General features: G+C 71.6%; 23 protein-coding genes. 10 read left to right on the top strand and 13 right to left on the bottom strand.

What is annotated here, in order from left to right; genetic code table 11:
* Window positions 1-375: 375 nt before the first annotated feature.
* A complete protein-coding gene (locus tag B446_RS20390; RefSeq protein WP_148305739.1) occupies window positions 376-672 on the top strand; it encodes a carbohydrate-binding module family 14 protein in 297 nt (98 codons plus the stop codon).
* A 277-nt stretch (window positions 673-949) separates the two neighbouring features.
* On the opposite strand, the gene B446_RS20385 is transcribed toward B446_RS20390, so the two are convergent.
* Together B446_RS20385 and B446_RS37230 are read right to left on the bottom strand one after the other, a co-directional pair.
* A complete protein-coding gene (locus B446_RS20385) occupies window positions 950-2,194 on the bottom strand; it encodes a low temperature requirement protein A (RefSeq protein ID WP_020941334.1) in 1,245 nt (414 codons plus the stop codon).
* 237 nt (window positions 2,195-2,431) lie between these two features.
* Window positions 2,432-2,707 carry a hypothetical protein gene (locus B446_RS37230; RefSeq protein ID WP_148305738.1) on the bottom strand — a complete coding sequence of 92 codons (276 nt, stop codon included), beginning with the start codon at window positions 2,705-2,707 and terminating at the stop codon, window positions 2,432-2,434.
* Between the two features lie 846 nt (window positions 2,708-3,553).
* Between B446_RS37230 and B446_RS20380 the strand changes: the two genes are divergently transcribed.
* Window positions 3,554-4,186 carry a DUF4360 domain-containing protein gene (locus tag B446_RS20380; RefSeq protein WP_419184175.1) on the top strand — a complete coding sequence of 211 codons (633 nt, stop codon included), beginning with the start codon at window positions 3,554-3,556 and terminating at the stop codon, window positions 4,184-4,186.
* A 209-nt stretch (window positions 4,187-4,395) separates the two neighbouring features.
* Here B446_RS20380 and B446_RS20375 read toward each other — a convergent pair whose 3' ends face one another.
* Complete coding sequence (locus B446_RS20375; RefSeq protein WP_020941332.1) at window positions 4,396-4,632, bottom strand: hypothetical protein; 237 nt, start codon at window positions 4,630-4,632, stop codon at window positions 4,396-4,398.
* A 602-nt stretch (window positions 4,633-5,234) separates the two neighbouring features.
* Here B446_RS20375 and B446_RS20370 point away from each other — a divergent pair.
* From B446_RS20370 to B446_RS20360, 3 genes are all read left to right on the top strand, one after another.
* Entirely contained in the window at window positions 5,235-5,762 is a 528-nt protein-coding gene (locus B446_RS20370) for a hypothetical protein (RefSeq protein ID WP_234967526.1), read from the top strand.
* 177 nt (window positions 5,763-5,939) lie between these two features.
* Window positions 5,940-6,515, top strand: a complete 576-nt coding sequence (locus B446_RS20365; protein ID WP_043476101.1) for an SMI1/KNR4 family protein — start codon at window positions 5,940-5,942, stop codon at window positions 6,513-6,515.
* Between the two features lie 85 nt (window positions 6,516-6,600).
* On the top strand, window positions 6,601-7,386 hold the full coding sequence (locus B446_RS20360; protein ID WP_020941329.1) for an FG-GAP repeat protein: 786 nt from the start codon (window positions 6,601-6,603) through the stop codon (window positions 7,384-7,386).
* Window positions 7,387-7,406: 20 nt separating this feature from the next.
* Here the strand turns inward: B446_RS20360 and B446_RS20355 are convergent, their stop codons facing one another.
* The 4 genes from B446_RS20355 to B446_RS20340 form a co-directional block, all read right to left on the bottom strand.
* Entirely contained in the window at window positions 7,407-8,891 is a 1,485-nt protein-coding gene (locus tag B446_RS20355) for an FG-GAP-like repeat-containing protein (RefSeq protein WP_020941328.1), read from the bottom strand.
* A gap of 172 nt (window positions 8,892-9,063) precedes the next feature.
* Entirely contained in the window at window positions 9,064-10,293 is a 1,230-nt protein-coding gene (locus B446_RS20350; protein ID WP_078614917.1) for an acyltransferase family protein, read from the bottom strand.
* Window positions 10,294-10,355: 62 nt separating this feature from the next.
* Window positions 10,356-12,530 carry a bifunctional polysaccharide deacetylase/glycosyltransferase family 2 protein gene (locus tag B446_RS20345; RefSeq protein WP_020941326.1) on the bottom strand — a complete coding sequence of 725 codons (2,175 nt, stop codon included), beginning with the start codon at window positions 12,528-12,530 and terminating at the stop codon, window positions 10,356-10,358.
* 26 nt (window positions 12,531-12,556) lie between these two features.
* Window positions 12,557-13,012 carry a hypothetical protein gene (locus B446_RS20340; RefSeq protein ID WP_020941325.1) on the bottom strand — a complete coding sequence of 152 codons (456 nt, stop codon included), beginning with the start codon at window positions 13,010-13,012 and terminating at the stop codon, window positions 12,557-12,559.
* 242 nt (window positions 13,013-13,254) lie between these two features.
* On the opposite strand from B446_RS20340, the gene B446_RS20335 reads away from it, so the two are divergent.
* The 3 genes from B446_RS20335 to B446_RS20320 all read left to right on the top strand — a co-directional run bounded on the left by B446_RS20335 (window position 13,255) and on the right by B446_RS20320 (window position 16,597).
* Window positions 13,255-14,280, top strand: coding sequence for a glycoside hydrolase family 26 protein (locus tag B446_RS20335; protein WP_078614759.1), 1,026 nt, complete (start codon window positions 13,255-13,257; stop codon window positions 14,278-14,280).
* A gap of 110 nt (window positions 14,281-14,390) precedes the next feature.
* Window positions 14,391-16,235, top strand: coding sequence for a PQQ-binding-like beta-propeller repeat protein (locus B446_RS20325; protein WP_148305737.1), 1,845 nt, complete (start codon window positions 14,391-14,393; stop codon window positions 16,233-16,235).
* Window positions 16,236-16,357: 122 nt separating this feature from the next.
* Window positions 16,358-16,597, top strand: coding sequence for a DUF6234 family protein (locus tag B446_RS20320; RefSeq protein WP_020941321.1), 240 nt, complete (start codon window positions 16,358-16,360; stop codon window positions 16,595-16,597).
* Window positions 16,598-16,647: 50 nt separating this feature from the next.
* Here the strand turns inward: B446_RS20320 and B446_RS20315 are convergent, their stop codons facing one another.
* From B446_RS20315 to B446_RS20300, 4 genes are all read right to left on the bottom strand, one after another.
* Entirely contained in the window at window positions 16,648-17,076 is a 429-nt protein-coding gene (locus B446_RS20315) for a hypothetical protein (RefSeq protein WP_020941320.1), read from the bottom strand.
* Window positions 17,077-17,180: 104 nt separating this feature from the next.
* Complete coding sequence (locus tag B446_RS20310; RefSeq protein WP_043476092.1) at window positions 17,181-17,681, bottom strand: DUF1877 family protein; 501 nt, start codon at window positions 17,679-17,681, stop codon at window positions 17,181-17,183.
* Window positions 17,682-17,745: 64 nt separating this feature from the next.
* Complete coding sequence (locus B446_RS20305) at window positions 17,746-20,136, bottom strand: ATP-binding cassette domain-containing protein (RefSeq protein ID WP_043476089.1); 2,391 nt, start codon at window positions 20,134-20,136, stop codon at window positions 17,746-17,748.
* Between the two features lie 143 nt (window positions 20,137-20,279).
* A complete protein-coding gene (locus B446_RS20300; protein WP_020941317.1) occupies window positions 20,280-20,753 on the bottom strand; it encodes a carboxymuconolactone decarboxylase family protein in 474 nt (157 codons plus the stop codon).
* A 258-nt stretch (window positions 20,754-21,011) separates the two neighbouring features.
* Here B446_RS20300 and B446_RS20295 point away from each other — a divergent pair, with 258 nt between their 5' ends.
* Window positions 21,012-21,935, top strand: coding sequence for an SCO2400 family protein (locus tag B446_RS20295; protein ID WP_020941316.1), 924 nt, complete (start codon window positions 21,012-21,014; stop codon window positions 21,933-21,935).
* Window positions 21,936-21,975: 40 nt separating this feature from the next.
* Here the strand turns inward: B446_RS20295 and B446_RS20290 are convergent, their stop codons facing one another.
* Together B446_RS20290 and B446_RS20285 are read right to left on the bottom strand one after the other, a co-directional pair.
* Window positions 21,976-22,761 (bottom strand): TIGR03943 family putative permease subunit, encoded by a 786-nt coding sequence (locus B446_RS20290; RefSeq protein WP_020941315.1) that lies wholly within the window; start codon window positions 22,759-22,761, stop codon window positions 21,976-21,978.
* Complete coding sequence (locus B446_RS20285) at window positions 22,758-23,783, bottom strand: permease (protein WP_020941314.1); 1,026 nt, start codon at window positions 23,781-23,783, stop codon at window positions 22,758-22,760. Before B446_RS20285 ends, B446_RS20290 begins: the two co-directional genes overlap by 4 nt.
* Window positions 23,784-23,955: 172 nt before the next feature.
* On the opposite strand from B446_RS20285, the gene B446_RS20280 reads away from it, so the two are divergent.
* On the top strand, window positions 23,956-25,815 hold the full coding sequence (locus B446_RS20280; RefSeq protein WP_020941313.1) for a potassium channel family protein: 1,860 nt from the start codon (window positions 23,956-23,958) through the stop codon (window positions 25,813-25,815).
* Window positions 25,816-25,844 lie beyond the last annotated feature (29 nt).

Genomic DNA, 25,844 nt, shown 5'->3' with positions numbered 1-25,844 from the left:
GTCAGCTCCTGGCCGCCGTCGAAGTCGGCGGAACGGATCGTGCGAACGTCAAGCCCCGGCTGCGCTCCGCTCCTGCCTTCGGCCCGCTAAGCCCGCGCTGCGCCCACACGCAGGAAGCGCCAGTCTGTGTGAGTCGATCTCTGCAGAACGCCAACAGGTCAAGGCGATGCCTCCGGCGGGGGATCGGCCGGCGGGACTCCAGCCTCACTGAACCTACAAGACCATCAACACGTCGATTACTTTGAGTTATATTGTCGATACTCAACGTGTTCGTATGGCGTGTGGCACCCGTCCAGTGCCGCTCCACGTCTTGATGGAAGGTCCCTGGTGAATCGCTCTACGACTCGGGTTTTGGCATGCTTCAGCCTGGCTGGCATGGCTCTCCTGCCCACCATCACCACGGCACAGGCGAATCCGCTCTTCGCCGTCAAAGCTGCAAGCTTCGATCCCAACATCCCTGACTGCCCCCCGGACGCCGGGCTACTGCCGGTAAAGGTGCCCGACCCGAACGATCCCACCAAGTACTCCGTGTGCAGCTTCTTCTTCGGTGCCAAGTACAGCTGCCCCGAAGGCGAGGTGTTCGACGAGCTTGTGCTGGAGTGTGGAGCTCCGAAGCCACAGGAAGAAGAGCCCTCGGCAGAGCCGGAGGAGGAAGCAGAGGAATCGCCTTAAGCGGAGACGGGGCTGTCCCTCTAAGAGAGACGAGCGTCCCCGATGCTTCGGGACGAAGCGGTTGTGCCACAACCGTGCCAGAACGAGCGGGGTACCACGGGGAACAGCAGACACAAGGCCCCTCACCTACGGATTTCCGCAGGTGAGGGGCCTTTGACACGCCCTGAACCACGCCCGCTCCACGGTGTACGGGTCGACGGCGGACGGGATGGAAGCTGGGGTGAGTGGGCTATGCCCCGAAGGCAGGACGAGTGGGAACGTCGAAGGCGCTCAAAGGTCAGGAGCTGCCGACCGGCCCGATCGGCGGGTGACGCCAGAGCTCCCAACTCGTCTGGAACAGGCAGATGAGCATGAGCCCGGCGAGGGCAGCCAACGCCGGCGCCACCCCAGCGACCGGGATCACCGCGGCAGCCCCAAGTGCGGCAAGGAGGCGATCGACGGCCAGCTGGTGGTGATCGCGCCACCGGTAGGCGACGTCGCCGGCGAAGAACAGCGCGACGCCACCGGCCATGGCCACGGCGGGCAACAGCGGGAGCGGTTCGTCTGCACCCGCGACGGCCTCGTTCACCCCGAGCGCGAAGAAGACCACCCCGGCCACCAGCGGCAGGTGCAGGTAGCTGTAGGAATCGCGCGCGAGCCGGGCCCGCTCCCCATTCCGGGTACCGCGCAGCCGCCGCTCGGCCCCGCCGCGGAGATAACCGAAGTAGGACCACCACAGGCCGGCCGCGATCAGCACCGCGAACAGGACGGCGGTCACCACGCTCAGCCGTCCCAGAGAGTGTTGGGCGCCGGCGCCCACCTGAACGATCGCCTCACCCAGCGCGATGATGATGATCTGCCCATGCCGTTCCACGAAGTAACCGGGCGCCACACCCCAGCCGGCCGTACCGATCACGACCGGTCCCGAGAAGCCGATCACCACGGCCACGATCCACAGCAGCTCCCGCCCCGGTGTGTCGACGAACGCGGCGGTCACCAGCAGGAACGGCCCGCCGAGGAGGGAAGGGACCAGCCGCAGCGCGGGCGCACCCACGTCGGCCTCGCCCCGCACGTCGAGAGCCAGCAGCGCGACGTGGATCAGTCGGACCGCCAGGAACGCGAGTCCGAACACCAGCGCCCGCCCGCCGAATGCCTGGGGCAATGCGACCGCGGCAACCAGCATCGCCGCCATCGCCAGGAAGATCAGCAGCCGGTGCACGGGCCCGGCGTGGTCGGAGGTGTTGGTCAGCCAGGCGTAGCAGACCCACGCCCACCACACCACGGCGAGCGCCAGGAGCCCGCGCCCGAAGCCCGCCCAGGAGATGTCCGCCAACATCAGGATCGTCACCTGGGACATCGCGTAGACGAAGACCAGGTCGAAGAACAGCTCCAGCGTCCCGACCGACCGGTCCGCCGTGTCTTCGGCTGCGTACTCGCCAGCACCGCCACCAGCATCTCCGCGCGAATCCTGCTCCACAGCCACCTCGCCGCCCTCGATGTCGCGTACATCAACCCACATCGTGCGCGTCAGAGCGACGACCACGTTCCAGAGCGGGAACCCGATTCGTCCTCGGTCACTTCCACCGGCGGCGACTCCAGCGGCCCTTGCCAGGTCAGCATCGAGCCGTATACGCGATCTTCCGAACTGGCTACGTGGGTCCGATTCCTGCGGCCCGCTCGGAACGCCGAAGGCCCAGGCAAGAAGGCCCAGGCAAGAGGTTGTTTCCCTCTCCCTGGGTCTTCAGCCGTTCCTGGGGCGCGTAAGCCTGCGACAGCCCGCTCAGCGCTTGAAGGAGCCCTTGGCCTGTTCCTTCGTGCCCCGCATTTTGCCTCGTGCTTCGAGAGCGGCGCCTTTCGCCGCGAGCGTTTCCTTGTGCATCGCGTGGGCTGCCGTCCGCACGGTCTTACCGACGATCTGTTCAGCCTTTGCCCTGGCCCGTTCTCCGGCGCTCATCTCGGTACCTCCGTGGGTCTCACTGGTCGTGTGCCCCTTGAGGCAATGGGTGAAGCCACCCTTGCGGGCCGCGTTGGCGCAAAGGGCGGCCGAGATGCCCACGGGCCCGACCCGGAAGGGTTCCAGATCCGCTCCCACCTGGGTGATCGCTTCTATCCCTGCTCCCGCGGGAACAGGCCGCCTCACGCTCACTGACGGCTTGCCACGGTCAAGAGGTCAGCCCACGGTCCGCTGGTGGAAACTGGAGCCGAGCGACCGCGCACTCGCCCTTGAGACCGAGGCCGGCCTGCGGCTACGGTCGCACCGGCCCCAAGCGGCCACCAGCCGACCGCCTGGGGCGCCGGCGCCTGTCCGTCTCAGCTTCCGTCTCATTCGTCAGCGGCCATCGGCGTTCAGCCGGGACGGGACGACCTGCCGGGCTGAAGCCCCGGACACGCGTGAACACAGGCGAAGGTCCCGGAGGAGGTGCGCGGCCGGCGCTGGCAGGTCATCTCATGGCCATCGACGAAGCCCGACCGTCGGTTAGGTCCCGGACGTGTCCCCGAGCCGCCCCCGGACAGGCCGGGGATGAAACCCTTTCCTTCAGAGCTGGAACCCCCGGAAGCCGACCGCGCGCTTGAGACCATAGACGCGGGCACTGACAACGGACTTGTCGTGATGGACCGTTCAGCGATGAGTGTCCGACTGCGTGACAACGCAGACGCACAACGGCGGACGCCCCCAGGTCGTGGGTTCAAATCCCGCCACCCCGACAGCCGCTGTATCCGAGCCGACGCCGCTCCGTGCCCGCGCGTGGGTGAACGAGGCCTCCGCCTCGAAGGCCGACTGAGTGACTGATACGTCACGTTCCGTATGCGGGCACGTCGCATGTGGTGCGATGCCCACGTCAAATCCGGTGGGCCGGGCTCGCTCGCCCTGGATCCGTGGACGATTGAAGGGAAGCCCATGGTGCTCCGCGCGCTTGCGGCAGCTGGTGTCGTCACATCATTGTTCGGCTCGTCGGCCTTCGGTGCCAGCGCGGCTCCGCCCCCGCCGACGGCCCGGATCGTCATCGACGGTGTGGCGGCCAACGGTACCGGCTGCCCGCCGGGGACGGCCGCCGTGGCCGTCTCCCCTGACAACACCGCCTTCACCGTCACCTACAGTAACTACCTCGCCAAGGTGGGGCCCGGCTCGGCGCCGACGGACTTCCGGAAGAACTGTCAGCTCGACCTGCGCGTGCACGTCCCCGGTGGTCTCACCTACGCGATCGTGTCCGCGGACTACCGCGGCTTCGCGTCACTGGCACCGGGTGCGTCCGGGACCCAGCGGGCCAGCTACCACTTCCAGGGCAACGCCACCACCACCAAGACCCATCACTTCAAGGCCGGGTTCACCGGCGACTGGCAGACGACCGACACCGTGCCCGTCGCCGCCCTGGTCTTCGCCCCCTGCGGGGAGGAGCGCAACCTCAACATCAACACTGAACTACAGGTCGACGCCGGCACCTCAAGCCCGAGCGCCACCAGCTTCATGGAGATGGACTCGACGGACGGCACGATCAAAACCGTGTACCACGTGGCCTTGAAGCAGTGTCAGTGACTCCTGGCACTGCGATCGGTGGGTGCGTCCAGACCCACGGCTCTCATATCGGTGGTAGCGCCATGTGGTGAGCGCTGGAGGAGGATGCGCTGGCGAAGCAGGGGTACCTCAGCTCGCCATCACGCGGTCGCCGGCTGCCGTCGGCTCTCCCGGCTCCGCTCGCGTGGGAGCGCCCCGCAGCGCGTGGCTGCGGGGCGCCTAGTGGGGTTTTAGTCGACTTCCTGCCCGTTGAACTTGCCGCCCTTGCAGGTCGGGAGATGGGCCGAGGACAAGTTCGACCGATCGACCGTTCCGCCGCCCTGCTCGCACTCACCCGGGGTGAGGCTGGCGGGGGCGGCGGTTGCGGCGGTGGCGGTTGTGGCGGTGGCGGTGGCGGCGCCTGCGAGGCCGACCCCGGCGAGGGCTGCCGTGGCGATGACGGCGGCGAGGACTCGTCGAATGCGCATTTGTTCGCCTTTCACGGATTGCCTCGGTTGGGACACCACTCAGCTTGATGTTCATCCATGTGGGCGACACCTCATGTTAGGCCGTTCGGGTGACATAGCTGTATCTGGAATGGCTGTCCGTGTTCGGGCATCACGCACCGGACGGCCGCTCGCACCTCAGGCGGCGGGACAGCAGCGGCCATGAAGTCACGCCGAACGTTGGCCGCGTCCAGGGGTTCACCGGAGTGCTCATCGCAGCGATGTCCCACACGGTCGCAGAGATCATTGCAACCGCCGCGAGTACTGCCGCCCTGGCCGGCTCAGGCAAGCTGACGAGCGCGGGAGGAAGTCCCTGGTCATGGATGACCTGGCACGGCTACTGTCAGCGTCCTCACTCGCACAGTCCTGGGGGGACATCCATGTACGTCCGCGCGCTGCGGCCTATGCCGGCACTCGGCACTGTGCTTGCCGGGATACTGATGTCCTCCGGATGTTCCACAGGGGCAGCTGCAGGATCAGACGCGGTGGGGCCGCGGGCGACCGCATCGGCCAAGGCCGCCGTGGCCCCTCTGACGCGGGCACAGTTGCGTGCGCTCACCTTCAAGGAGGGCGAGGTTGCGGGGGTGTACGAGAAGAACGGGGTTCCGGTGCAGGATCCTCTGCCGAAAAAGGATCAACGCTCTTTCCCGCCGGTGTCCGATCCCACTTGCCAGACCATGCTCGACATCCGCGACGGAGAGGGCGCGTCCACCGTCGTCTTGCAGGTCTTCAACTGGAAGGGTGACATCTGGGGTGGCGGCTCGATGCTTGCCTCCTACGAAGACGGGAAGGCCCAGCAGGTCTTCGCACAGCTCAAGCAGGCACTCGGCTCCTGCCGCTCGTATGAAGGCACAGGCTGGGTGGGGAAGTTCAAGTCCACGCTGACGATGGAACAGGCCCCGGACGTCGGTGACGAAGCCGTGCGATTCCGGGAGACGAACCCCCCGCGCCCCGATGCCGACCTCGGGGAGCGCAACGAGCAGTACACCGTGGTGCGGACCGGGAACGCGATCGTGACGTTCCACAAGCTGAACATCGGCGGCAGCGCGTCCTTCCCCGCCGATCTGGTCAACCGGCAGGTCGAGCGGTTGCAAAACGCACAACGCTCCTGAGTCTCCAATGACCTGACCTGCACGCCGAGAGCTCCACGGCCGGGGGCCGAACAGGGGGCCGACCCCCCGCACGTGTGGCGGGTGTCGTGCACGCGGATCCGTGCGAGGTGCGCCTGTGGTGCTTGAGCCCCGGGGGGCTCAGCGTCGGCACGAAAGGCCGGCGTCTAGCCTCACGCCATGAACCGTCCCGCCGTGCCACGTCCGCTGACCGAGGCCGAGGTGGTCGAAGCCGAGGCCGAACTTGGAGTCACCTTCCCCAGCGAGTATCGCCACTACTTGCTGCAGGGGAGTCCGGACGCGGCGGTCGAACAGCTCGAGAAGACGGAGAACGGCTGGTGGTGGGCGGGCAACAGCATGAAGCGACGTGACCTCCTGTCCCTGCCCTTCCCCCACCCTGACACCTACGAGGATGCAGACGACGAGTTTTGTCGGCGCCTGCCTCGGGCTGAGGACTACGCAGATGAGGACGCGTTCTCGGAGTCCATGACCAGCTGGAACACCGCGTACTGGGACTTCGACGAGCGGAAGACAGCGGGGTCTTTCGTCGCGACGGAGCACGGTTGCGGATTCGCCACGCTTTTGGTGATCACGGGTCCGTTCGCCGGGACGCTTTGGTGGGACGGGCGGGCGACAAGCGGCGTGATCATCCCGCTGTCCCTCGACCATGCCGGCGGCGCCCGGCCTGTGACCTTCGGCGAATGGCTCGGCCGTGACTCCTGGGACCTGCTGCCGCCCGGCTGGGGACGAGCCTGACGTCATCGGGACGGCAGGGGAAGATGAGCCGTGATCCGGGGAAGCGGCTTGGCTCTTCGCCGGCTTCAGACAGGGGGAGTACCGCGTGTTCGTGGTGAGAACGACCGGCCGGAGCGCGGCGGTCGACGACGACCGCCGCGAGTTCAAACTGCTGGGCAGGAGACAACAGACCGGTGACGTCAACGGTGACGGCTACGGCGACCTCGTCACCGGTATCGCGGACGACGACTCCCTCATGAACGCGACCGGTGCGGCGCACCGCGGTGGCGAAATCCAGGTCCTCTACGGCAGCGCGCGGGGCATCGGCGTCGGCCAGCAGCCCCAGGTTCTCCACCAGGCCACGGCCGGTGTCCCGGGCACCGCCGAGAACGGCGACCAGTTCGGGCAGTCGCTCAGCGTCGGCGACGTCGACGCCGACGGGTACGCGGACGTCCTCGTCGGCTCTCCCGGTGAGGCGGTCGGCAAGCTCGAGGGGGCCGGTACCGCCGTCCTGCTGCGCGGCTCCGCCTCCGGCCTGACCACGGCCAAGGCGGTCGGTGTCACCCAGAACACGGCGGGCGTGCCCGGCGCGGCGGAGACCGGCGACCAGTTCGGCGGGACCGCCCACCTCGCCGACCTGAACCGCGACGGCAGGGCTGAGACAGTCGTCGGCGTACCCAGGGAGAACAGCGACGGCTGCCTGTGGGTCGCCCGCGGCTCGGCCGCCGGTCCGGTCCTCGGTGGTTCGGTGAACCTGTGCGGCAAGAGCGCGGGGATCTCGGTCCGCGGCAGCAAGGGGTACTTCGGAGCCGCGGTGGCCGGCCCGCACATCGCGGGCCAGGCAGGGCGCGGTCACGGTCACGGCGGTCCGTTCGCGTACGGATCGCCGTGACCGCAGTGGCGGCTTGACCGCTAGTCGGCGAACACCGCCCCGTACTGCGGGGTACCCGACGTGGAGAGGCCGGAGGCGCTCGCGGAGAGGGCCCGGGAGCCGGTCGTGACGATCTTCTTGCCGTTGGACGGCAGGTAGGTGACCGCGCCGTCGCCGCCGTTCTCGTAGGAGCCGACGATCAGGTCGGCCTTGCCGTCGCCGGTGACGTCGTCCAGCTTGACGTCGGCGCCGAACAGGTCGTTCTTCTCGTCGCTGCCGGGGACGCCCGCGGTGCTCTGGGCGAACGACTGGGCGCCGGACGTGGTGTTCACGCCGTTCGCGGAGCCGTACAGGACGGTCACGAAGCCGGTGTTGCTGACGCCGTCGATGTCCTCCTGGGGCGCGGAGACGACCAGGTCCTGGTAGCCGTCGCCGTTGATGTCGCCGAGGTCGAGGTCCCAGCCGAACGCGTCGCCCTTCTCGGAGGTGCCGGGCACGCCGTTGGTGTTCTGGGTGATGTAGGTCGTGCCGGCCGGACCGGAGGCCGAGCCGTACGTGATGTTCGCGCGGCCGCCGTCGGAGGAGTCGGGCACGGGGACGGGGTTGTCGCCCTCGGTCTTGCTGTTCCAGTCGGCACCCGTGACGATGTCGCCGAAGCCGTCGCCGTTGATGTCCCCGATGCCGGTGACGATGCCGGTCCTGAGCTTGACCGCACCGGCGGCGCCGAGGCCGGACGCGGTGCCGGGCAGCCAGTAGTTGGTGTTCCAGCCGTGGTCGGTCTGCGTCTCGAAGCCGTCGACGACGAGGTCGGTGCGGCCGTCGCCGTTGACGTCGCCCGCGGTCAGGTTCATCGGGCCCTGGGAGGGCGAGCCGGACTGGATCGGCGGCTTGACGGTCGTACGGCCGCCGGGGGTGCCGGCCGTGGTGAAGCCGCCCTTGTAGAGGTAGAGGGTGGCGGCGGAGCTGCCGACGACCAGGTCGGCCTTGCCGTCCCCGTCGAAGTCGCCCGCGGCGAGGTTCTTGCCCCAGAAGTCGTGCGTGGAGGGGGCCGGGTCGTCCACGGTGACGCCCTTGCCGGTCAGGCCGCTCCTGGAGCCCCACAGGATGGCCACGGTGCCGCCGTCGGTGTCGGTGCCGACCTTCTCGTCCGGGGTGCCCACGGCCAGGTCGTCGTAGCCGTCGCCGTTGAAGTCCGCGTAGGCGGTGTCGACGCCGAAGAAGTCGCCCGTCTCGGACGTGCCCGGCACACCGGAGCTGTTCTGGCTGAGGGTGGTGCGCTTGGTGCTGGTGACGCCGGTGGGCGAGCCGTAGAGCACGACGACCGCGCCGGCGTCGGCGTGCCCGCCGACGGAGGCGCCGGGCGCGGAGGCCACGACGTCGCCCACGCCGTCGCCGTTGAAGTCGGCCCGCGCGACCTTGAAGGAGTCCGCGGCGGCGGCCGGAAGCGTCGTGAGGGTGAGCAGACCGCCCGTCAGCGCGGCCGCGGTGGCCGTCGCGAGGGCGAGTCGCAGGTGCTGCTTGTGCATGCGTTGTCTCCTGCTGCATGCGGGATGCCGGGGCATCCGCAGTCGATGGGGTGCGAGTCCGCCCGTGTTCGCCCGGAGTTGTCCTGGGCGTCATGAGCATGTCGGCGATCAAGAGACTCACATGACGGCGCAACGGTTGTACGGGGACCGCGGCCGGCCACGGTCCTGAGGCTCAGCGGCCCCTTCTGCGGCCCTTCGCCCGGCGGGGGTACGGGAAGAGGCGGGGGCGGCGCTTGGCGGCCACGTCCTCGATCCAGCCGAACAGGAGGATCGCCAGGCAGATCAGGGGGACGGCGATCGCCAGGGGGGTCCACTGGCTCATGAGCAGCCACTGGGCGTGGTGGTAGAAGAAGTCGTTGCTCCACAGCGGGTCGATCAGGGGCTCGGTGAGGACCAGGGCGAAGGAGTGCCACAGGTACACCGTGACGGCGCGCGAGTTGAGCAGGCTGATCACGCCGTTGAACCGCTCCAGCGGCTTGGGCCACCGTTCCCAGGAGGGGCTCAGGTGGAGCAGCAGCAGCACCGCGCCGAACGACCAGATCGCCTGGGCGACCGGGACCGCCTCCAGGTCGTGTCCGGTCCGGGGGTCGTCCACCGGTGACTGCATCAGCCACCAGAAGCCGAACATGAGCACCAGCGGGGCGACGGACGGGACGACGTACTGGGGGATCTTGCGGAGCAGGCCCTCCGCGTGGGCCATGCCGAGCAGCCAGCAGGCGCCGAAGGTGGTGAAGTCGGTGGCGGCCTCCATCAGCCGGCCGGACTGGTCGACCAGGCCGGAGTTGACGAAGACGGCGAGCGCCAGCGGCACCAGCAGGGTGACCCAGGGCAGCTGGCGCATCGCCTTGAGCAGCAGCGGCGACAGCAGCACGTACCAGAGGTAGGCGCGCAGGTACCACAGCGGGACGCAGATCTGTTCGGCCCAGGAGGCCGGCAGGTGCCCGCCGAAGGTGTGCAGCGTGGCACCGAACGGCGGCTCGCTGAACGGCAGGATCCAGTACAGCAGGTCGCCCCACCACCAGTTGGGGTGGCCGGGGTCGGGCCGCCAGCCCTCCAGGAACATCAGCGGCACCACGACCGCGCCGAACAGCCACATCGGCGGCAGCAGACGGCGCAGCCGGCCGCGGATCACGCTGAGCGCCGGCCGCTTGAGGGAGCGCACCATCAGCGACCCGGCCAGCGCGAACATGACGCCCATGGACGGGAAGACGATCGGCAGCCAGGTCCAGCTGAAGTTGTGGTAGACGACCACGCGGACCAGGGCGAGCGCCCGCAGCAGGTCGAGGTAGCGGTCGCGGCCGGGCTTGCGCGCGGCCGCCGGGGCGGCCGCCTCCGGCGCCTCGGGCACCGCGGGCGCCTCGGGCTCCGTGGTGCGCTGCGTGGGGAACGCGGCCGGGTCCATCACCCGCAGGGCCATGGTCTCGGAGGAGTCCTGGATGCCGTGGGCACCCGGTTCCACGGTACTCACGAAGACATCGCCCCCGTCGTGACGTCGAGCCCGACCTCACCGGTGCGGCGCAGCTTCTGCCAGCGCAACCGGCCTCCGGTCAGGGCGGTGATGGCGGACTGCAGCAGCACCATGTACATGAGCACGCGGTAGACCACCTGCTGGGCGGGCAGCGTGATCAGGTGCCACGCCTTCTCCTTGTCCAGGTGGAAGGACCACCAGGCGCAGACGGCCTGCAGGGCCATGACGGCGAACCACGCGGCCAGGGTCTTGTACGCGTCGACGAAGACCACGCCGTAGACCATGCCGATGTCGATGGCGGGCGCGAGCAGCGGGGTGATCACCATGAACAGGGCGACGAACGGCAGTCCCACCCGGCCGAAGTGGCCGGCCGGGCCGCGCTCCAGCAGCGAGTGCCGGTGCTTCCACATCGCCTGCATGGTGCCGTAGCTCCAGCGGTAGCGCTGCGACCACAGCTGCTTCATGCTGACGGGCGCCTCGGTCCAGGCCCGGGCGTTCTCGGCGTAGACGACTCTCCAGCCGGCCCGGTGCAGGGCCATGGTCACGTCGGTGTCCTCGGCGAGCGTGTCGTCGCTCATGCCGCCCGCCTGCTCGAGCGCGGAACGGCGGAAGCCGCCCACGGCGCCGGGGATGGTCGGCATGCAGTTGAGCACGTCGTACATGCGGCGGTCGAGGTTGAAGCCCATCACGTACTCGATGTGCTGCCAGGCGCCGATCAGCGTGTCGCGGTTGCCGACCTTGGCGTTGCCGGCCACCGCGCCGACGCGCGGGTCGCCGAAGGGCTGCACCAGTTCGCGGACGGTGGACGGTTCGAAGACGGTGTCGCCGTCCATCATGACGATCAGGTCGTACGAGGCGGCGGCCACACCGGTGTTGAGGGCGGCCGGCTTGCCGCTGTTGGGCTGCCGGATCAGCCGGACCATGGGCAGGTCCAGCTCCTCGACGATGGCGGAGGTGTCGTCGGTCGAGCCGTCGTCGACCACGATGACCTCGATGGGATGGTCGCTCCTGGCCAGGGAGAGCAGGGTGTTGGTGATGCACTCCTGCTCGTTGTACGCGGGCACCACCACGGTGACCGGTTCGGTGACCGGGTCGCCCCAGGTGAAGCCCTTCTTGCGGGTGCGGCGCACGTGGACGGCGGAGAGCACCAGCATCAGCGCGAACCGGGCCATGACCAGCACACCGACGACGGCGAGCAGGCCGACCAGCCACGGCATCAGCCACACCGAGGCGGTGGTGCACCACAGGAAGCCCTTGCCGACCCACAGGCTGAAGCCGCTGACCTCGGTGTTGGCGGGGCCGGTGCCCAGTGCCTCGCCGATGGTCCTGAAGGTGTAGCCCTGGGCCTTGAGCTTGTCGATGATGACCGGCAGCGCGGCCAGCGTCTCGGCCCGGTCGCCGCCCGCGTCGTGCAGCAGGATCATCTGGCCCTGGCCGGGGAGGTCGGGCATGGCTGCCTTGACGATGGAGTCGACGCCGGGGCGCTTCCAGTCGTCGGTGTCCTTGTCGATGAAGGCGGTCAGGTACCCCTCGGAGCCGGCCTGCTTGGTCACCGGCCAGGACCAGTCGTCCAGCGCGTCCACGGTGGAGGAGTAGGGCGGGCGGAACAGGCTGGAGTGGATGCCGGCGACGCCGGCCAGGGCGAGCTGGGTCTCGCCCAGTTCCCAGGTGAGCCGGCTGCCGGAGTGCAGCGCGAGGTCGGGGTGGGTGAAGGTGTGCAGACCGATCTCGTGGCCGTCGGCCACGATCTGGCGGATCAGCGCCGGGTTGCGGGTCACCATCGAGCCGGTGACGAAGAAGTCGGCGCGGATGTCCTCGTCCTTGAGCACCTTCAGGATCTTCGGCGTCCACTGGGCGGACGGGCCGTCGTCGAAGGAGAGGACGACGGTCTTGTGCGGGATCGTGTAGTTGACCGGCTTGTCGTTCTTGTCACCCCGCGCGTCGACGATCGGGCCGCCCTCCAGCACGCTGGTCGGGACGGTCTTCTTGTCCACGGAGACGGCGATGCGCTCGTCGTGGAAGACCTCGTTGTTCGCCATGCCCCGCAGGATCATCAGCGCCAGCAGGGTCGCCAGCACGGTCACCGGCAGGAAGAAACGCAGGGGTGGTGCGGCGAGTCGGCGCGGCCGGGCGATGGACTGCCGGGAGCGTTGACGGCGGGAGCGGGACATGGACTTCCTGGTCGGTCGCGTCTGAACTACTGCGCGGGGACGGTCGCGGAGCTCGTCGCTCCGGTGCCGGCCGCCGTCGTGGCGGGGAGCGACGCGGTGGCGTCGGGGATGATCGCCGGGGCGGTGGCGGTCGCGGTGCCGGGCACCGTCGCAACTCCCGCCGCGCCGACGGGGACTGACGCGGTGGCGTCGGGGAGGGCCGCCGGGGCGGTGGTGGTGCCCTTGCCGGCCCCGGGGATGCCGGGGGCCGCGGGCAGCGGCGCGTTCAGGTACTGGCTGGGCGGCGTGGTGTCCGCGGTGTGCGGGACGGTGAGCCCGGGCGCCTGCGACTGAGTGCCGACCAGGCCGAAGAACATCGCCACCACGAATCCGGTGCAGACGATGCCCACCAGCCAGCCCAGCCCGCGCAGTCGGCGCCCACGCAGACCGGTCTGGTCCACAAAGACGGGAGAAGCCTCGACCTCCGTGGAGGAACTGGTCATCGGCAGTTCGAGCCTTCTTTCAGGGTGTAACAACTGCGGGCTCGGCGCCGCCGAAAGCAGTGAGGTGCGTGCGGGAGTGCTAGGAATGCCGAAAGTGCTTAAAATACATATGAATTGGTAGCAAACGGACATCAGCCAAGCTGTCCGGAATCATTTAACTAGATTAATATGAAGATTCAGTGAATGTCACGCGGGTCTCGTAGAGTTGAGCGACCTCGCGTCTCCCTTTTACCTCCTGTTCGATGGGACCCGCACGTATGGCCATATCCCGCCGCCGCAACCGCCTGACGGTCGCCGCGCTCCTCATGGCCGTCGTGACACTCCTGGTGGACGCCTGCGGCGGCGGGGGAAGCGGCGGCGGCACCGAACCGGCCACGGCCGCCGGCGCGGCCGCGCACTTCGACGTCTCGTCCCTGCGCAAGCCGTCCGGCCGCGCGCTGGGCGTCGTCGACGACAAGACGCCCTGGCAGTACGGCATCGTCGACTCCTTCACCAAGGACGCCGGGCGGGCCCCCGGCATCCGCGAGTACTACAGCTCCTGGAGCGACGACTTCGACACGGAGGGCAACGCCTTCCTGTGGCAGCACGGCCAGTTGCCCATGATGGCGCTGGTGCCCTCCGACGTCGCGCTCGCCGACATCGCCAAGGGCGAGGAGGACGCGTACATCCGCCGGCTGGCGGGACAGATCGCCGACTACGACGGCCCGCTGGCCCTCTCCTTCGCCGGCGAGATGAACGGTCCGTGGAACTCCTGGGGCCCCGAGCACACCAAGCCCGCCGACTTCGTCGCGGCGTGGAAGCATGTGCACGAGGTCTTCGCCGCCCAGCACGTCACGAACGTGCTCTGGGTGTGGACCCCGCACGTGGTCGACTCGGGCACCCCCGCCACGCTGCGCCCGTACTACCCGGGCGACGCCTACGTCGACTGGGTCGGCCTCATCGGCTACTACGGGCCGATCGACGGCGCCGCCTTCTCCAGTCTGTTCACGCCCTCCCTGCACCAGATCGCGGCCTTCTCCCACAAGCCGGTGCTGATCGCGGAGACCGGGGTGGCGGAGAGCGGCCAGAAGCAGGCCCACATCCGGGACCTGTTCCGGGGCGCCGCGAAGGCCGGGGTCATCGGGCTCGTCTGGTACGACCAGCGCAAGAACTGGCCGGGCAGCAAGCAGTTGATGGACTGGCGGATCAGCACCTCGATGGGGGCGCTCGCCGCGTTCAAGGTGGAGTCGGGCCGGTACGGCTTCGGCCACTCGTTCAAGACCGGCTGACCCCGGGGCAGACAGGCACATCCGCGCGCAGGGCCGCACGGAACGACACTTATCGTGGCGCATCACTGCGGCTGGCGCATGCGGATGCCCGACCAGGGGAGATCACGGAGATGACGACGGAATCGTCGCCGGGCCAGGGGGCTCCGCAGGAGGACGGCTGGGCCTTCCGGCCCCGCGGGTCGGCCGCGGGTCCGCAGCCCTACCGGGGGCGGCGGCAGCCCGAGCCGGCCGCGCCGTGGGACGAACAGTCGTCGGACGCGGCGTGGGACGACCGGTCGCCGGGCGAGCCGTACGGCGCCTCGCCGGAGGGGCGGTACGGCGCACCGTCGGGCGAGCGGTACGGCGCGCCGTCGGCCACGCCGTGGCACGGCCGGGCGGGGGCCGGGCGGCACGACGGATCGCCGGGCGAGCGGTACGGCGACGCGGCGGCCGGGGCCTGGGAGGACAGCCGGCCCGTGGCCGGGCGCCACGGCACGCAGCAGGCCGCGCCGCGGGACGGCCGGGCGCCGGACGGACCGAGGAACGGCGTGCCGTCGGGCGAGCCGTCCGGCGGGTCCGCCGGCACGCGGTGGGACTCCACCATGCCGCTGCGGTTCCCCGAGCCCCGCACCGGTGCCCACGAGGACATGCCCGAGCCGGAGCGCCGGGCGCCGCTCCGCCGACCCGAGCCGGCCGCCGCGCAGCAACAGCCGCAGTCGCAGCCGCTTGCCGAAGCGAACGGCAAGAAGCCCGGGAAGACCAGGCGAGGTGGCAGGATCGCGCTCGTCCTCGCCGTCCTCGTCGCCGCCGGCGGGGCCGCGGCCGTCATGTTCCGGCAGGAGGAGGCCGTCGCCGTCGCCTCGAAGAACCTGACGCAGGCGTGGCGGATACCGGCGCCGGCCGCCGACGACGCGCTGGTCGGCAGCTGGCTCACCGACAAGCTGCTCATCCGGGCCAGCACCCGGGGCGGCCTGCGGGCCTACGGCGTCGCCGACGGCAAGGAGGTGTGGCGCTCCGCGTCCTCCGCAGCGGCCGTCAAGCGCGGCGCCGTCCCCTGCGGGATGTCCCCGACGCTCAGCGCCCAGGGCGTCGGCACGGTCGCCTTCGGCACGGACGGCGCCACCTGCACCTGGCTCGCCGGGGTCAGGGCGTCCACCGGCAAGATCCTCTGGACCATGCCGCTGACCAGCAAGAGGCATCCCGCGGCGGCGACCGCCACCACCTATGTGCAGGGCGGTGTCGCCACCGTCGTCGGCGCGAACTTCCTCGGCGGTGTGGACGTCCGCACCGGCAGCCGCGTGTGGGGCTACAAGGCCCGCGGCCACTACTGCAACGCCTACGGCTGGGGCGCCGACGGCGTCGTGCTGGTGGACGACTACTGCCTCGACCAGAAGACCAGGTTCACCCTCACCTCGTACGACGCGAAGACCGGGAAGGTGATCTGGCGCAAGTCCGAGAAGGCCCACTCGGACGTGACGCACATCCTGTCCGGCTCGCCGCTGGTCGCCGCCGTCCACACGGCACGCCAGGACGCCGTGCGGGTGCTCGGCACCACCGGGACGGGCCGCAAACTGGCCGTGGGCGACGACGAACTCACCCCCGGCAACGATTCCGGCGCCGACCACTCCGCCCGGCTCCACGGCGACGTCCTGGTCACTCCGGCCTCGTCCGCCGGCAAGGCGGTGCTCGACGGCTTCGACACCAGGACCGGCCGCAAGCTCTGGACCCTGCGCTCCGCGGTGCTCGCCGTCCCCGCGTCCGGCGCGGACGGCAAGGTGTACGCGGTCGCCGCGTCCGGCACCCCGCAGCTCGTCACCGTCGACCCGCGCACCGGTCGCACCACCCCGGTCGCGGGGCTGCCGGTGGGAACGGGCCAGTGGAACTTCACCGCCGGCACGGTGTACGTCACCCCGGACGGCGGCGTGCTCGAACTCAACGCCCTCGGCTCGAACGGCGGCGTACGGCTCTACCGCTAGGGCCTCCCGGCCGGTTCCCGGGCAGGACCCCGGCGGGACCTCCCCCACGGCGGGGCAGGTCGCGGCGGGGTGAGTACGGGTGCTCATGCGGTCGCCTCGGGCGTGCGGGCAGGGTGTGGGGCATGGACCTCCCCGTCGCGCCGCCCGCCTTCGACGCCACCGCCGGTTCGGGGCACCGGCAACGAGCCGACCGGGGCGCGGACATCGGGGCCGGGTGCGGGCTGGTGGTGCTGGAGCTGGGCGCCCTGGCGGTGATCTTCGGGCGCTGGTTCCTGTCGGGGTTCGCTCTCGATACGGCCGAGTCGGTCGCGGCCGACCCGGTGCGGGGTTACCTGGTCGCCGCCGGTGCGGTCGGCGGCTGACGCGGCGTTCAGGGGCCTGGCCGGGTGGGGTCGGGCCCCTGGTCAGCGGGTCAGTGGGGGTCCTTCCTCCTGCTGCGTACGACCCAGGTCGCGCCGCCGATGGCCAGGGCTATCGGCCACTCCAGGGCTCCCGCCACGGTCAGGGCTCCGAGGCCGCCGTAGAAGAGCATGTCGCGGGCCGGTGCCTTCCGCAGGCTCGCGGGCAGGTTCTCCACGCTCGGGTACGGGACCGGGACCGCCGGGTGGAACGTGCGGGTGTGCAGGCGCAGGCCCGTTCCGTCGGGGTGGCCCTGCCCGGGGTGTGCCCGCTGCGCACGCGCGGGTCCGGTCGGTGTCCGCCCGCCGACGGTCCCGTGCCGCGCCCTCTCGGCCCGTACACGCTGCGCGGGCTCCATCGTGGTCAGGGCGGCGTCGGAGTACCTCCTGCGGGCCCGTTCCCGCTCGGCGGGCTCGAGCACGGTCTGAGCTGCCGTAACCATCCCGTCGCCTCCTCTCCTGCGAGTCGGTCGGGTTGTCCCTTCCATGGTCGCTCGTCGCTCGGCGAGCCTCCTGGCGAGGGGCGCGGGATCCGCCGTTTCCGGGGTCAGTCCCGCTCGGCCAGCCACTTCACGACGGCCTCACCGTGCCCGGCCGTCCGCGTGTAGAACGCCGTCAGCTCCCGGTGCGCCGCCGCGCACGCCCCGCGCGCCTCGGGCTCGGCGTCCGCGCCGCCGTAGCGGGGCAGCAGTTCGTCCCGGGCGCTCCCCCACAGCGCCCCGAAGTCGGCCGCCTCCAGGAAGTCCGACACCTGGTGCACCTGGGCCGCCGTCAGGACCAGGAACGGCTGCCGGTGCGGGTCGGGGTGGAGGACCGGCAGGCCGCCCAGCACCGCCTGGCACTCCGGCCCGGCCGGTGTGGGGTGCGGGGTGGCGCCGGAGTACAGGACCTCCTGGTCCGGGCGGCATCGGTCGCGTACCTCGGCACGGTGCCGGCCGGTGCCCCGGCAGACCGTCCGCAGGTCGTCGTGGAACAGCCGTTCCAACCAGGTGACGCTGTTGCGCAGTGCCGGCGGCGGCACCGCTCGCAGGTGCAGGTACGTACTCATCACCCAAGGAGCGCGCGGGGGCGGCGAAGCGTCACACCGCGCCGCCGGCCGGCCCGCTCCCGCCTCACGCCCCCACGTACGCCGCCAGATGCTCGGCCGTGACGGTCTCGCGGGACCGCACCAGGTCGGCGGGGGTGCCCTCGAAGACGACCCGGCCGCCGTCGTGGCCGGCGCCGGGACCCAGGTCGATGATCCAGTCCGCGTGGGCCATGACCGCCTGGTGGTGCTCGACGACGATGACCGACTTGCCGGAGTCGACCAGGCGGTCCAGCAGGCCGAGCAGTTGCTCGACGTCGGCGAGGTGGAGGCCGGCGGTCGGCTCGTCCAGGACGTAGACACCGCCCTTGTCCGCCATGTGGGTGGCCAGCTTGAGCCGCTGCCGCTCGCCGCCGGACAGCGTGGTGAGCGGCTGCCCGATGGTGAGGTAGCCGAGGCCGACGTCGGCCAGGCGGCGCAGGATGCGGTGGGCGGCCGGGACGTGGGCGTCGCCCGCGCCGAAGAACTTTTCGGCCTCGGTCACCGGCATCGCCAGCACCTCGCTGATGTCGCGGCCACCGAGGTGGTAGTCGAGGACCGACGCCTCGAACCGCTTCCCGTCGCACTCCTCGCAGGTGGTGGCGACGCCCGCCATCATCGCCAGGTCGGTGTAGACGACGCCCGCGCCGTTGCAGGTGGGGCAGGCGCCCTCGGAGTTGGCGCTGAACAGGGCCGGCTTCACGCCGTTGGCCTTGGCGAACGCCTTGCGGATCGGTTCGAGCAGCCCGGTGTACGTCGCCGGGTTGCTGCGGCGCGAGCCGCGGATCGCGGTCTGGTCGATCGACACCACGCCCGCGCCGGCCGGGATCGACCCGTGCACCAGCGAGCTCTTGCCGGAGCCCGCGACACCGGTGACGACGGTGAGCACGCCGAGCGGGACGTCGACGTCGACCTCGCGCAGGTTGTGCGTGCAGGCGCCGCGGATCTCCAGCACGCCGGTGGGCTCGCGCACCGTCTCCTTGAGGGCCGCGCGGTCGTCGAAGTGGCGCCCGGTGACGGTGCCGCTGGTCCGCAGCCCGTCGACGGTGCCCTCGTAGCAGACCGTGCCGCCCGCCGATCCCGCGCCGGGGCCGAGGTCCACGACGTGGTCGGCGATCGCGATGACCTCCGGCTTGTGCTCCACGACGAGCACCGTGTTCCCCTTGTCCCGCAGCCGCAGCAGCAGGTCGTTCATCCGCTGGATGTCGTGCGGGTGCAGGCCCGTGGTGGGCTCGTCGAAGACGTAGGTGACGTCGGTGAGCGAGGAGCCGAGGTGGCGGATCATCTTGGTGCGCTGTGCCTCGCCGCCCGACAGGGTGCCCGCCGGCCGGTCGAGGGAGAGGTAGCCGAGGCCGATCTCCACGAACGAGTCGAGGGTCTCGCCCAGCGCCTCCAGCAGCGGCGCCACCGAGGGCTCGTCGAGGTCGCGCACCCAGGCGGCCAGGTCGCTGATCTGCATCGCGCAGGCGTCGGCGATGCTGATGCCCCTGATCTTCGAGGACCGGGCGCCCTCGCTCAGCCGGGTGCCGCCGCAGTCGGGGCAGGCGGTGAAGGTGACCGCGCGGTCCACGAACTCGCGGATGTGCGGCTGCATGCCCTCGCGGTCCTTGGCCAGCATCGACTTCTGGATCCGCGGGACAAGACCCTCGTAGGTCATGTTGATGCCCGCGATCTTCATCCTGGTCGGCTCGCGGTGGAGGAAGTCGTGCAGCTCCTGCTCGCTGAAGGTGCTGATCGGCTTGTCCGGGTCGAAGAAGCCCGACTCGGCGTAGAGCCGGGAGTTCCAGCCGCCCCCCTTGTAGCCGGGGACGGTGATCGCGCCCTCGGTGAGGGACTTGGAGGCGTCGTAGAGCTGGGTGAGGTCGAGGTCGGTGACCGTGCCCCGGCCCTCGCAGCGCGGGCACATGCCGCCGGTGATGCTGAAGCTGCGCCGCTCCTTGACGGTCTGCCCGGCGCGCTGCACGGTGACCGCGCCCGCCCCGCTGACGGAGGCCACGTTGAAGGAGAACGCCTTGGGCGAGCCGATGTGCGGGGTGCCGAGCCGGCTGAACAGGATCCGCAGCATCGCGTTGGCGTCGGTGGCGGTGCCGACCGTGGAGCGGGGGTCGGCGCCCATCCGCTGCTGGTCGACGGTGATCACCGTGGTCAGCCCGTCGAGCACGTCGACCTCGGGCCGGGACAGCGTGGGCATGAAGCCCTGGACGAAGGCGCTGTACGTCTCGTTGATCAGCCGCTGGGACTCCGCGGCGACGGTGTCGAAGACCAGGGAGCTCTTGCCCGACCCGGAGACGCCGGTGAACACCGTCAGCCGGCGTTTGGGGAGGGCGACGCTGACGTCCTTGAGGTTGTTCTCGCGCGCGCCGTGCACCCGGATCAGGTCGTGGCTGTCGGCGGCGTGCTGCTCGGCCGTCCGCGGGTCCGTGCTCGTGGCCATGCTCATCCTGTCCCCATCTTCTCCGTCGGCTCGCCCGGTTCACGCTAGCCCTCGCCCAGGGCCGGCGCTTCTCGATTCCTGACGGATCTCCGGGCGCCGCCGCCCCGCCGGCCGGGCCCACCGCGGTGGGCCCCTGCCGGCCGCCGCCGTCAGCCGAACTGGCCGGGCTGGTAGTCGCCGGCCGGCTGCTGGACGATGACGTTCAGCCGGTTGTAGGCGTTGATCAGCGCGATGAGCGAGACCAGGGCGGCGAGCTGGTCCTCGTCGTAGTGCTTGGCGGCGTCGGCCCACGCCTCGTCCGTCACGCCACCGGCCGCGTCGGCGATCCGGGTGCCCTGCTCGGTCAGTTCGAGGGCGGCGCGCTCGGCGTCGGTGAAGACCGTGGCCTCGCGCCAGGCGGCGACCAGGTTGAGGCGGACCGAGGTCTCCCCGGCGTGCGCGGCGTCCTTGGTGTGCATGTCGGTGCAGAAGCCGCAGCCGTTGATCTGGCTGGCGCGGATCTTCACCAGTTCCTGGGTCGCGGCCGGCAGCGCCGAGTCCCCGACCGCCTTGCCGGCCGAGTTGACGTACCGCAGGAACTTGCCGGCGACCGGGTTGGCGAAGAGGTTCAAACGAGCGTCCATCGTGCTCTCCTATGCCGTGTGTGGGGGCTGTACCTGGACGACGGAACGGACCGGCGTGATGTGACAGCCATGGAGGTGACCTGCGTCACGTCCGTCCGGGCGCGGATGAATCCTCGAAGAATGTGCGCAGGAGTGCCACACGGGGAGCACAAGGTCTTCAGCAAGCATCGTTAACGTGACTGGCCGCTCGATCCCACGTGCGAACGTGGCCAGGCCCCGGCCGAGGCCGCAGGCGCAGTCGACTCAGGAAGACCGCAAATGGACTACTGCTCCTCGTGCCGTCGGCATCTGAACGGCGCCCTGGTGTGCCCCGGGTGCGGCGCCTACGCGCCGGACATCGCGCCGCCCGCGACCGTCTCCATGCCCGCGTCCCGGCCGGCGTCGGCGGACGGGGGGCCGGCCGCGGCGCCCGGTGGAGCGGCGGGTCGGGCGGACGCCTTCGGCGGCCCGTGGTTCGACGGCGGCCTCCCCGAGGAGGCGGTGCCGGCCGGGCCGGAGGAGTCCGCGGGTCCGCTGCCCGACGCCGACGTGGACGGGCCGCCGCCCGCGTCGCGGGGGCGGGCGGCCCGGCGCCGTCAACTGGCCCGCTGGAAGAAGAACAAGCGGCGGGCCGCGGTCGCGACCACCATCGCGCTCGTCGGCGGCGGGCTCACCCTGGCCTCGCTCGACCGGCAGTCCCCCGCCCGGGCCCAGGCGGCCTCGGCGCCGGACGACCGCGGCATGGGCTCGGTCGGCGGGCAGGCCGCCGCCGACGTGGAGCCGGAGCCCGCGGCGCCGGGCACGCACGCGTCGCCGGGCACCGGGCACCCCGCGCACGCCGGGGCGGCCGCGTCCGTCCGGCACCGGGGAAGCCTCGCCGCCCCCCGGACGGCTCCGTCGGACACCCACCCGGACTCCGCCGCCGCACCGCTGCCCGCACGCGCCCCGGCCGCGCGGCAGCAGGCCGCCGCCCCCGTCTCCGGCGGCACGTCCGGCCACGACGCCACCACGAGCACCACGACCGGCACCGCCACCACCAGCGGCTCCGGTGCCGGCACCGGCGGCACGGCCCAGCAGCCGCAAGCCCCCGCCGCCACGCCCTCCAGCGGCGGCGCGGCGGACTCCTCTGGGCCCCGGACCAGCCCCTCCCCCGCGGCGACCTCGCCGTCCCAGCTCTGCCTGCTCGTGGTGTGCCTGGGCTGACGGCGACCCCGGCCCCGGGCTCCCGCCCGCTCGCGCCCGCTCAGTTGTTCCAGGTCTCGTCGTACGGGTCGTGCGGGGTCGGCACCGGGCGGGCCGAGACGACCTTCAGGTACGGGATCGGGCCGTTGTTGACCGGGTCGCGCATCAGGCCGGGGCGGTAGGTGCCGGTGACCTCCAGCCAGGCGTCCGGCCGCAGGACCGGCGGCAGCTCGCCGGTCAGCGCGATCTTCACGGGCTGGGCGTCCGCCGCACAGCAGTTGAGGGCCATGCGGACCAGGTAGGGCGCTCCGCCCCGGTCCAGGGCGAGGAAGCCGGTGACCCGGACGGGACGGCCGTGCAGGGAGCCCGCGTGGCCGTAGGCCGCGCGTGACGCGTAGTCGACCACGCTGAGCGGTACCGGGTCGGACGTCGGCAACTTCCCGTAGCCGTAAGGCTGTTTCAGGGCCGTTCCGCTGCGCAGCGCGCTGTAGGAACCCAGGGCGGGCGGCGCGACGAGGATGAGGGAGAGCAGCGGCAGGACGAGCAGCCAGGAGATCCGGGGCTCGGGGTGGGAGTGGGCGTGGGCCTCTTCGGCGCCCTCCCCGGCGCCCTCTCCGGTGGCCTTCTCCGTGCCGGGTGCCGCGGGTCCGGTGCCGTGCGCCGCGCGGGCGTGCCTGCGCTCGTACCAGACCGTCGCCACGGCCGCCGCGATCAGCACCGCGCCCGAGGCGAGCAGCAGCGGTTGCAGGCCCGCCTTGACGTAACGCAGGTACAGGCCGGTGGTGCCCGCGTGCAGCAGGGCGGCGCCGAGCAGGAACATGACCGCCGCCTGGGCCTGGCGGTTCACAGCAGCACCGCCCCGGTCAGGACCGCGCCCGCGATGGCCACCACGAAGGTGGCGGGCGCGAAGCGGAGCGCGAAGGAGCGGCCGAAGGTGCCCGCCTGCATCGCGAAGAGCTTGAGATCGATCATGGGGCCCACCACCAGGAACACCAGCTTGGCCGTCAGGGAGAACTGGGTGAGGGAGGCGGCGACGAACGCGTCCGCCTCCGAGCAGATGGACAGGAGCACGGCGAGGACGGCGAGGGCGAGCACGGAGACGAGCGGGTTGTCGGCCGCCGTGCGCAGCCAGGTCGCCGGGACGACCGCCTTCAGCGTGGCCGCGGCCATCGCGCCGAGGACCAGGAAGCCGCCCGCGTGCACGGTGTCGTGGCGGACCGAGTTCCAGAACGCCTCGCCCCTGGTGGCGCCCTCGTGCGCGCCGTGGGCCGGCGGCCGCAGCCAGTCGGTGCGGCCCAGCCGCTGCCACAGCCAGCCCATCGCGCAGGCCACGAGGAGGCCGCCGAGGAGCCGGCCCACGACCATCTCCGGGTCGCGGGGGAAGGCGACGGCCGTGGCGGTCAGGACGATCGGGTTGATCGCGGGGGCGGAGAGCAGGAAGGCGATGGCCGCCGCCGGGGTCACCCCCCGGCGCACCAGCGCCCCGGCGACCGGGACGGAGGCGCACTCGCAGCCCGGCAGCACCGCGCCCGCGATCCCGGCCACCGGCACCGCCAGGGCGGGGCGGCTCGGCAGGGCGCGGGCGAAGAAGGACGGGGGCACGAAGACCGCGATCGCCGCCGAGAGCAGGACGCCGAGGACGAGGAAGGGCAGCGCCTGGACGGTCACCGCCACGAAGACCGTCATCCAGCTCTGCATCAGGGGGGTGCCGAGCAGTCCGCGGATCGGGGACTGGGCGAGCACCGCCAGCAGCAGCGTCATGGTCAGCACCAGCGGTGAACTGAGGTGCCGCCCTTCGCGGCCGCCGTCCGGCGGGTGCGAAGGACCCTGCGCCGGCGCGGCGGGCGGGGCGTCCTCGGTGATGGCCACGGGTGGGTACCTCCGGCTGTGTGCTCCCGCTTGCTCCGTCTCCCGTCCTCGGTACGCGGCCGGGGGCGGGGGTGTTCACCTCGTTGCTGGAACCAACGGTCCTCTTGGGACAGTCTTTTCCCTCGTGGTGAGCGTTCCGTATCAGGGCGGGCCGGGTGACGCGTCGGCGCACATGGTGGTGTGCGGCGACGACGGTCTCGCGTACCGGCTGGCGGCCGAGTTGCGGGGGGTGCACGGGGAGCGGGTCACCCTGGTGGTGCCGCCCGACGGGCGTACGGCGCGGCCCGCGGTGGTGGGGCGGGCCCGTGCCGCCTCGGCCGCGCTGCTCGACCGCGTGGTCGGCGCCGCCGTCGGCCGCGGCGGCGGCCCCAACGGGCCCCACGGCGGCGGCGGTACGGCGGGGACCGGCGGCAACGGGGCCAACGGCAACCGGGCCGACGGCGAGCGGGTGCTGGAGGCGGCCGAGCTCACGGAGGCCGTGCTCGCCGAGGCCGGGGTGGAGCGGGCCACCGCGCTGGCGCTCGTCCATGACGACGACGAGACCAACATCCGGGCCGCGCTGACCGCGCGCCGGCTCAACCCGCGCCTGCGGCTCGTCCTGCGGCTCTACAACCGCCGGCTGGGCCAGCACGTCGAGGAACTCCTCGACCAGGCGGCCGCGTTGGCGCTGGGCGACGGCTCGTCGGCCGGCGCGGATGCCTCCACGACCGTGCTGTCCGACGCCCACACGGCCGCGCCCGCGCTGGCGGCCGCCGCCGTCGCGGGCACCACCAAGGTCGTCCAGACCGACAGTCTGCTGCTGCGGGCGGTCGAGCGGCCGCCGTCCGCGGGCGGGCAGGCCCCCGGGGGGCTGTGCACCCTCGCGCTGCTCTCGCCCACCGGGCCGGGGACCGCGGGCGCGGACGGTCCCGGGGGCGGTGCCGAGCAGGAGCCGCGGCTGCTGCCGGACGACGAGGAGGTCAGGCGGGCGGCGGGGCGGGCCGCCGTGGTGCTGGAGCAGGTGTCGGCCGCGTCCGGCGGGGCCGTGTCGGCCACGGCGGGGCGCGGGGTGGGCGGGGTGCCGCCGCTCGCCTCCCTGTTCTCGCGGCGGCTGCGCTGGTCGCTGGCCGGTCTGGTGGCGTGTGTGGTCGGGCTCGCCGTGGCGCTGTGCGTGGTGACCAGGATCCCGGTGCTGAGCGCCTTCTATCTGACGTTGCTCGATCTGTTCGCGATCGACGATCCGGCGATCGGCGCGCCGCTGGGACGGCAGGTCCTGCAACTGCTGTCCGGACTGGTGGGGTTGCTGCTGCTGCCGGTGCTGCTGGCCGCGGTGCTGGAGGCGCTCGGCACCTTCCGCACCGCCTCGGCGCTGCGCAAGCCGCCGCGCGGGCTGGGCGGGCACGTGGTGCTGCTCGGGCTCGGGAAGATCGGCACGCGGGTGCTCACCCGGCTGCGGGAGCTGGGCGTGGCCGTGGTGTGCGTGGAGTCCGACCCGGAGGCACGGGGGCTGGCGGCCGCGCGGCGGCTGCGGGTTCCGGTGGTGCTCGGGGACGTGACCCAGGAAGGCGTGCTGGAGGCCGCGAAGATCCACCGGGCGTCCGCGCTGCTCGCGGTGACCAGCGCGGACACGACGAACCTGGAGGCGGTGCTGTACGCGCGGTCGGTGCGGCCGGACCTGCGGGTGGTGCTGCGCCTGTACGACGACGACTTCGCCACGGCGGTGTACCGGACGCTGCGGGCGGCTCATCCGCGGGCGTCGACACGGAGCCGGAGCGTGTCGCACCTGGCCGCGCCGGCCTTCGCGGGGGCGATGCTGGGGCGGCGGGTGCTGGGGGCGATCCCCGTGGAGCGGCGGGTGCTGCTGTTCGCCTCCGTCGACGTGGCCGGGCATCCGGAGCTGGAGGGACGGACCGTGGCCCAGGCGTTCCGGGCCGGGGCCTGGCGGGTGCTGGCGCTGGAGGGCCGCGCCGAGGCGGGCGCGGACCACGTACTGGCCGACGGCGACCGCGTGGTGGTCGCGGCGACCCGCAGGGGCCTGGCCGAACTGGGCTGACCCGGGGAACGGTGCCCCCGGGCCGCCCA

It is taken from the genome of Streptomyces collinus Tu 365, from assembly GCF_000444875.1.
Lineage (GTDB): Bacteria > Actinomycetota > Actinomycetes > Streptomycetales > Streptomycetaceae > Streptomyces > Streptomyces collinus_A.
Note: the sequence above shows the minus strand (reverse complement) of the source record. Positions and strands in the feature narration are given on the sequence as shown.